Here is a 6,573-nt window from a genome sequence, read left to right on the forward strand (position 1 = left end):
CGCGATCATGTGGTGCTGGACAAGGGCGATTACCTGCCGCCGCGCGGCGCTGAGGTCGCTGATATTCTCGCCACTGACCCCGCAATCACCCATGTGGTGGCGATCCATTGCGAGACATCCTCGGGCATTCTGAACCCGGTCGCCGAAATTTCCGAGGCCGTCTATGCCGCCGGTCGCAAGCTGCTGATCGATTCGATGTCAGCCTTTGGCGCGATTGAATTACAGCCCGCACATATCCGGTACGAGGCGACGGTATCCTCGGCCAATAAATGTATCGAAGGTGTACCCGGCTTTGGCTTTGTCATCGCCCGCAAGGAAGAGTTGGAGGCGGCGAAGGGAAACAGCCACTCGCTGTCTCTGGATGTGCATGCGCAATGGGCCAATATGGAAAAGACCGGCCAGTGGCGGTTCACTCCGCCAACCCATGTGGTGGCCGCCTTCCTTGAGGCGCTGAAGGCGCATGCGGCACAGGGCGGCGTCGCCGCGCGTGGCGCGCGCTATGCGCGCAATCGCGACGTGATGGTGGCAGGCATGCGCGAGCTGGGGTTTGAGACCTTGCTGGAAGATCGCTGGCTCAGCCCGATCATCGTGACTTTCTTTTGCCCGGCGGATGAGAAATTTGTATTCAGCCGTTTTTACGATCTGATGAAGGACAAGGGCTTTATCATCTATCCCGGCAAGCTGACCGTCGTGGACAGTTTCCGCGTCGGGTGTATCGGGCAAATGGATGAACATGTGATGCGGCAGGTTGTGGCCGCCGCCAAGGACAGCCTGGCAGAGATGGGCGTCGCCAACGCCGCGCCCCCTGCCCTGGCACTGGAAGAACGCACCAAACTGGCTGCTTTAGACGCAAAGGACCCCGCAGCATGACCATTGCACCCCCCGTGACCGCGAACGCGCGCGCCTATCCCGCGCCCCGGGTTCCGGCCATCGCCATCTGTCTGGACGGGTGCGAGCCCGAATATCTGGAGGTCGCCATCGCCAAGGGCCTGATGCCGACCCTGAAGCGCATTCGCGAAACCGGCACCGACCGGCTGGCGCATTCGGTGATCCCCTCCTTCACCAACCCCAACAACCTGTCCATCGCCACCGGCCGTCCGCCCATCGTGCATGGCATCTGCGGCAACTACCTGATCGATCCGGATTCGGGCGAAGAGGTGATGATGAACGATGTGCGCTTCCTGCGCGCGCCGACCATCTTCTCGCAATTCTACGAGGCAGGCTACCGCGTCGCCATGGTCACCGCCAAGGACAAGCTGCGCGCGCTGCTGGGCGCCGGGCTGAAATTCGACGAAGGCCGCGCGGTTGCCTTCTCCTCGGAACGCTCGGGTGAGACCACCGAGGCCGAGCACGGTATCGACAATGCCAGCGAATGGCTGGGCATGGACGTGCCCGAGGTTTACTCGGCGGAACTGTCCGAGTTTGTCTTCGCCGCCGGTGTGAAGCTGCTGAAAGAGTTCAAGCCGGACGTGATGTACCTGTCGACCACTGACTATATCCAGCACAAGTTCGCCCCCGAACAGCAGGGCGCGTTGGATTTCTACGCCATGTTCGACACGTATCTGGCGCAGCTTGACGAATTGGGCGCGGCCATCGTCGTGACTGCCGATCACGGCATGAAGCCCAAGCACAACGCCGCAGGCGAGCCCAACGTGATCTACGCGCAGGACTTGATGGATGACTGGCTGGGCGAAGGTCAGGCCCGGGTGATCCTGCCGATCACTGACCCATACGTGGTTCACCACGGCGCGCTTGGCGCATTTGCAACCGCCTATCTGCCCGAAGGCGCGGACCGCGACGATATCATGGTCAAGCTGGATGCGCGCGACGAACTGATCCTGGTGGTCGACAAGGAAGAGGCCATCAGACGCTTTGAGCTGCCTGCCGACCGGATCGGCGACATCGTGATGATCTCGGGCGAGAACATGACCATCGGCACCTCGGCCCATCGCCACGATCTGGCGGCGCTGAAAGAACCGCTGCGCAGCCATGGCGGTTTGACGGAACAGGAAGTGCCGTTCATCGTAAACCGTGTCATCGACCTGCCGTCCAACCCCGAGGACTTGCGCAATTTCGATGCCTTCTTCTATGCAACAACAGCAGCGGCGCTTTGACCAATGGATGATCTCATGACCAAAACGGAAATTCGCAACGAAGGTATGCGCATCGGGGGCGAGGTCGTCTTTACCGACGAGACCGTCCCGGTTCACTACCCCTATACCAACGAGGTTGTGGGTTTCGTGCCCGCAGGCAAGGCCGAACATGCCCGCAAAGCGTTCGAGGTTGCAGCGAATTATACGCCCAAGCTGACCCGCTATGAACGCAGTCAGATCCTGCAACGCGCGGGTGAGCTGATCGGGGAAAAGCGCGCGTGGCTGGCCAAATGGCTGACGCTGGAACTTGGCATCTGCCACCAGCACGCGATCTACGAGACCAAGCGCGCGCAGGACGTCTATCAGTTCGCCGCCGCCGAGGCGTTGAAGGATGATGGTGAGATTTTCTCGTGCGATCTGACCCATAACGGCAAGCCGCGCAAGATTTTCACCAAGCGCGAACCGGTCAAGGCGATCTCGGCCATTACTCCGTTCAACCACCCGCTCAACATGGTCAGCCACAAGATCGCACCGTCGATTGCGACCAATAACTGCATGGTCTGCAAGCCGACCGAACTGACGCCGCTGACCTGCATCGCGCTGGCCGATATCCTCTATGAGGCCGGTTTGCCGAAAGAGATGTTCCAGGTGGTCACCGGCTGGCCGCAGGACATTGGTGACGAGATGATCACCAATGACAATATCGACATCATCACCTTCACCGGCGGCGTGCCGGTGGGCAAGATGATCGCCGAGAAAGGCGTCTACAAGCGTCAGGCACTGGAACTGGGCGGCAACGACCCGCTGATCGTTCTGAACGACCTTTCTGACGCCGATCTGGACAAGGCCGCAACCATCGCTGTGGCCGGGGCCACCGGCAACTCGGGCCAGCGCTGCACGGCGGTCAAGCGCATTCTGGTGCAGGAAAGCGTGGCGGACAGGTTCGTGCCGCTGGTGCTGGAAAAGGCCAAGAAGATCAAGTTCGGCGACCCGCAGGACCCCGCGACCGAACTGGGCTGCGTCATCCACGACAAAGCCGCGGAACTGTTCGAAAACCGCGTCTTGCAGGCCGAGAAGGAAGGGGCTGAAATCCTCTACCACCCCGGTCGTCAAGGGGCGTTGCTGCCGCCCATCGTGGTCGACAAGGTGCCCCATGACAGCGAGTTGGTGATGGAGGAAACCTTTGGCCCGATCATTCCCATCGTGCGCGTGCCAGACAATGATGCCGAGGTGATGGCGATCTCGAATTCGACCGAATTCGGCCTGTCCTCGGGTGTCTGCACCAACGATCTGAACCGGGCGATTGCCTTTATCAACGGTCTGGACGTGGGCACCTGCAACATCTGGGAACAGCCGGGTTACCGGATCGAGATGTCCCCCTTCGGCGGCATCAAGGATTCGGGCAACGGGGTGAAGGAAGGCGTCATCGAGGCGATGAAATTCTTTACCAACGTCAAAACCTATTCCCTGCCCTGGCCGGAATAAAGCAAGGCGCCGAATAGCGCATCGCCCGGCCTTTGGGCCGGGCACCCCCCTGCCGGCGCGCGACGCGCAGGCATTTCTGTATCAAAGCCTCCCAAGCCCCTGTGTCAGCACCATGCTGCATATCGCGATTGCCGCGGTTTTGGTGGTTGACTAGAATACGGGCTGTATACCCTTTCAGAACACCGTTACGCTTGCGTATTGCAACGGGTCTGTGGGCACATTGAACGCCCGATCACGGACCCGACACACCCGATTGATTCACAGGACCTGCGGATAGACGCTCATGTCGGCAAATGTTGATCACATACCCGAGGCCGGATGGCGCGAAATCCTGCGGGGGCGATATTCTTCGGTATCCGCCGTGCTGGCAGGCGGCATCGCGCTGCATGCGGTCAACATCACCCTGTCCGCAACCATGTTGCCCTCAATCGTGGCCGAGATCGGCGGGCATGACCTTTATGCCTGGAATGCGACGCTGGCGACACTCGCCGCGATCCTCAGCGCCGCTGTCACCGGGCAGGTTTTTCGCCGCTGCGGTGCGCGGCTTGGCTTTGCATTGGCCGGGCTGGCCTTTGCATTGGGCAGCCTGCTGGCGGCCATGGCCCCGACCATGCCGATCCTGATCCTTGGGCGAGTGGTGCAGGGCGCAGGCGGCGGCATGTTGTTCACCTTGTGCTACTCGATGATCGTGGTCGCCTATCCGCAACATCTGTGGCCCCGCGCCATGGCGCTTTTGTCCGGGACATGGGGCATCACAATGCTGTTTGGCCCGGCCATCGGCGGCATTTTTGCCGAGTTGGATATGTGGCGGCTGGGCTTCGGGATCATGGTGCCGGTGACCGCCCTGTTTGTCGCCCTGACCTTTGGGCTGCTCCCACTGTCTGAAAAGGAACGCAACGCCGCACAGCCCATCGCGTTCGGGCAACTGATCTTGCTGGCCGGGGCCATTCTGGCGATGTCCATCGGCAGCATCGCGCCCTCGCCCCTTCTGGCCGGTGTCGCGGTTCTTGCTTCGGCCGTTCTGACCTGGACATTGATGCGCCGGGAACAAAACAACCCGGTGCGGTTGTTCCCGACAGGGGCCACCCGCCCCGGAACACCTTTGTTTCTGGCGATTGCGGTGATGTCGTTGCTGATCATCTGCATCAATGCCGAATTCTTCATGCCTTTCTACCTGCAGCGTCTGCACGGGCTCAGCCCGCTGACCGCCGGTTACATCGCCGCGCTGGTGTCCATCGGATGGGCCACCGCCGAAGTGTACGCGGCACGATACTCGGGCCGACGGATGCATCAGGCCGTGCTGGCCGGACCAATCCTGGTGATGATCGCCTGTATGTTGCTGGCCTGCGCGACGCCGTTGACCGATCAAGCCGGAACGCCGTTGAGTTTGCTGCTGTCCCTTGCGCTGATCTTGCTGGGCATCGGCATCGGTATCGGCTGGCCGCATCTCAACACCTTCGTTCTGCGCCTGACGCATGAGGATGAGCGTGACATGGCCGCCTCGGCCCTGTCCACGATACAGATGTTCGCCTTGGCCTTTGGCACAGCCCTCGCCGGTCTGGTCGGCAACTTCACCGGTTTTAACGAGGCCGGAGATACGGATCGGATCGCACATTCGTCAATCTGGCTATTCGGAATGTTCAGCCTGATCGCACTCGTGGCCATCCTTGCCAGTCGCGCCCTGATTGCCAGTCAGAGCAAGTAGAACACCCTGATTTGTCTCATTTCGAAATCTTGACAATTTCTCACAGGAATTTTAGTCCAGCAGCGGACGACTATTGGAACCCGACAGCCAGCACGCATCTCTGACCCGAGTGGGCCGCGGCAAAGCTATCCATCAAAACGCGCAGACCCGACCGGCCAAGGCGATCTTGTCTTGACCCGTTGGAACGCACGGCGCGTGGCAAGCTGGTGAATTGGCTGAGCGGATGACAGCGCAGGATTCGATCGGAAACCCTATTCAAAGATCCGATTTTTGTGGGGACCGTCTGGCGACATGTCCCCGGGTCCTTCCGACCCGATCACCTCTTCGCGCCGCAATCTGCCCGCTGATCTTCTGGAGGCATTCATGATCAAGCATTGGTTAATTCTGACCGCACTGTTCATCGCGCCGTTGGCCGTAAATGCGCAGACAACGGCACCCGAGGTTGCCACGGATAGCCCAACCCTGACAGAACCGTCAGCACCAGAGGGTTTGTCGGTGCCTGCCGTCAACCCCGCCCCGTTGCCGCCGAACCCTTTGACAGGCGATCCGGATGTACCGGCCTTGGGCAATGTATCAGACGAAACCCTGCCTGCTGAACCCGCCGCGCCCGAAGGGTTGTGGGAAACGACGCAGACGGCCTCGGACAAGGCTGTGGAATTCTTGCGGGATGGCGGGCCGTCCATCTGGGCGATTGCGGCGCTATCGGTGGTCACGCTGGCGCTGATCCTGTGGAAAATCTGGCGTCTGGCCCTGATCGGCGCGTGGTCGCGGGGCAAAGCGGGTCACGCGGTGACCTTGTTCGAAGCGGGCGATCCCGATGGCGCCCTGTCCACCGTCAAAGGTCGCCGAGGCATTCGGTCCATCGTCGTTGCCAACGCAATCCGCGCCATCGGGCAGCTGCCCGAAGATCACGCGCGTGAGGAAACGGCTCGCGTTGCCAAACGTGAAATCGCGCAGGCGGGCACCGGGTTGCGGGCGCTGGAATTGATCGCGACCATCGCGCCGTTGCTGGGTCTGCTGGGCACGGTTCTGGGCATGATCGCAGCCTTTCAGGCACTGCAACAGGCCGGGAACCGGGCCGATCCCGCGCTGCTGGCCGGTGGCATCTGGGAGGCGCTTTTGACCACCGCCGCCGGGATGGCGGTGGCGATCCCGGCCTCGGCCGCGCTGACCTGGTTCGAGGCGGTGATCGACCGCATTCGCCGCGATGTCGAAGATGGGGCGGCGCGACTGTTCGTGGCTGATCGTCCCCGCGAACTGAAGCTGGCGGCGGAATAGACCGATGCAATT

At 61.3% G+C, this 6,573-nt stretch carries 5 protein-coding genes; all 5 read left to right on the top strand.

Going from position 1 to position 6,573, the window contains the following annotated elements; genetic code table 11:
• The coding region (locus MPJ51_RS17305; RefSeq protein ID WP_298389238.1) for a 2-aminoethylphosphonate--pyruvate transaminase at positions 1-870 on the top strand (870 nt) is incomplete at its 5' end.
• Entirely contained in the window at positions 867-2,114 is a 1,248-nt protein-coding gene (gene phnA, locus MPJ51_RS17310; RefSeq protein ID WP_298389240.1) for a phosphonoacetate hydrolase, read from the top strand. The genes MPJ51_RS17305 and phnA, both read left to right, overlap by 4 nt.
• Positions 2,115-2,129: 15 nt before the next feature.
• A complete protein-coding gene (gene phnY, locus MPJ51_RS17315) occupies positions 2,130-3,578 on the top strand; it encodes a phosphonoacetaldehyde dehydrogenase (protein WP_298389242.1) in 1,449 nt (482 codons plus the stop codon).
• Between the two features lie 283 nt (positions 3,579-3,861).
• Positions 3,862-5,283: an MFS transporter gene (locus tag MPJ51_RS17320; RefSeq protein ID WP_298389244.1), complete on the top strand. Its 1,422-nt coding sequence runs from the start codon at positions 3,862-3,864 to the stop codon at positions 5,281-5,283.
• Between the two features lie 363 nt (positions 5,284-5,646).
• Positions 5,647-6,561, top strand: a complete 915-nt coding sequence (locus MPJ51_RS17325; RefSeq protein ID WP_298389245.1) for a MotA/TolQ/ExbB proton channel family protein — start codon at positions 5,647-5,649, stop codon at positions 6,559-6,561.
• Positions 6,562-6,573 lie beyond the last annotated feature (12 nt).

Source organism: Ruegeria sp., assembly GCF_028066395.1.
GTDB lineage: Bacteria > Pseudomonadota > Alphaproteobacteria > Rhodobacterales > Rhodobacteraceae > Ruegeria.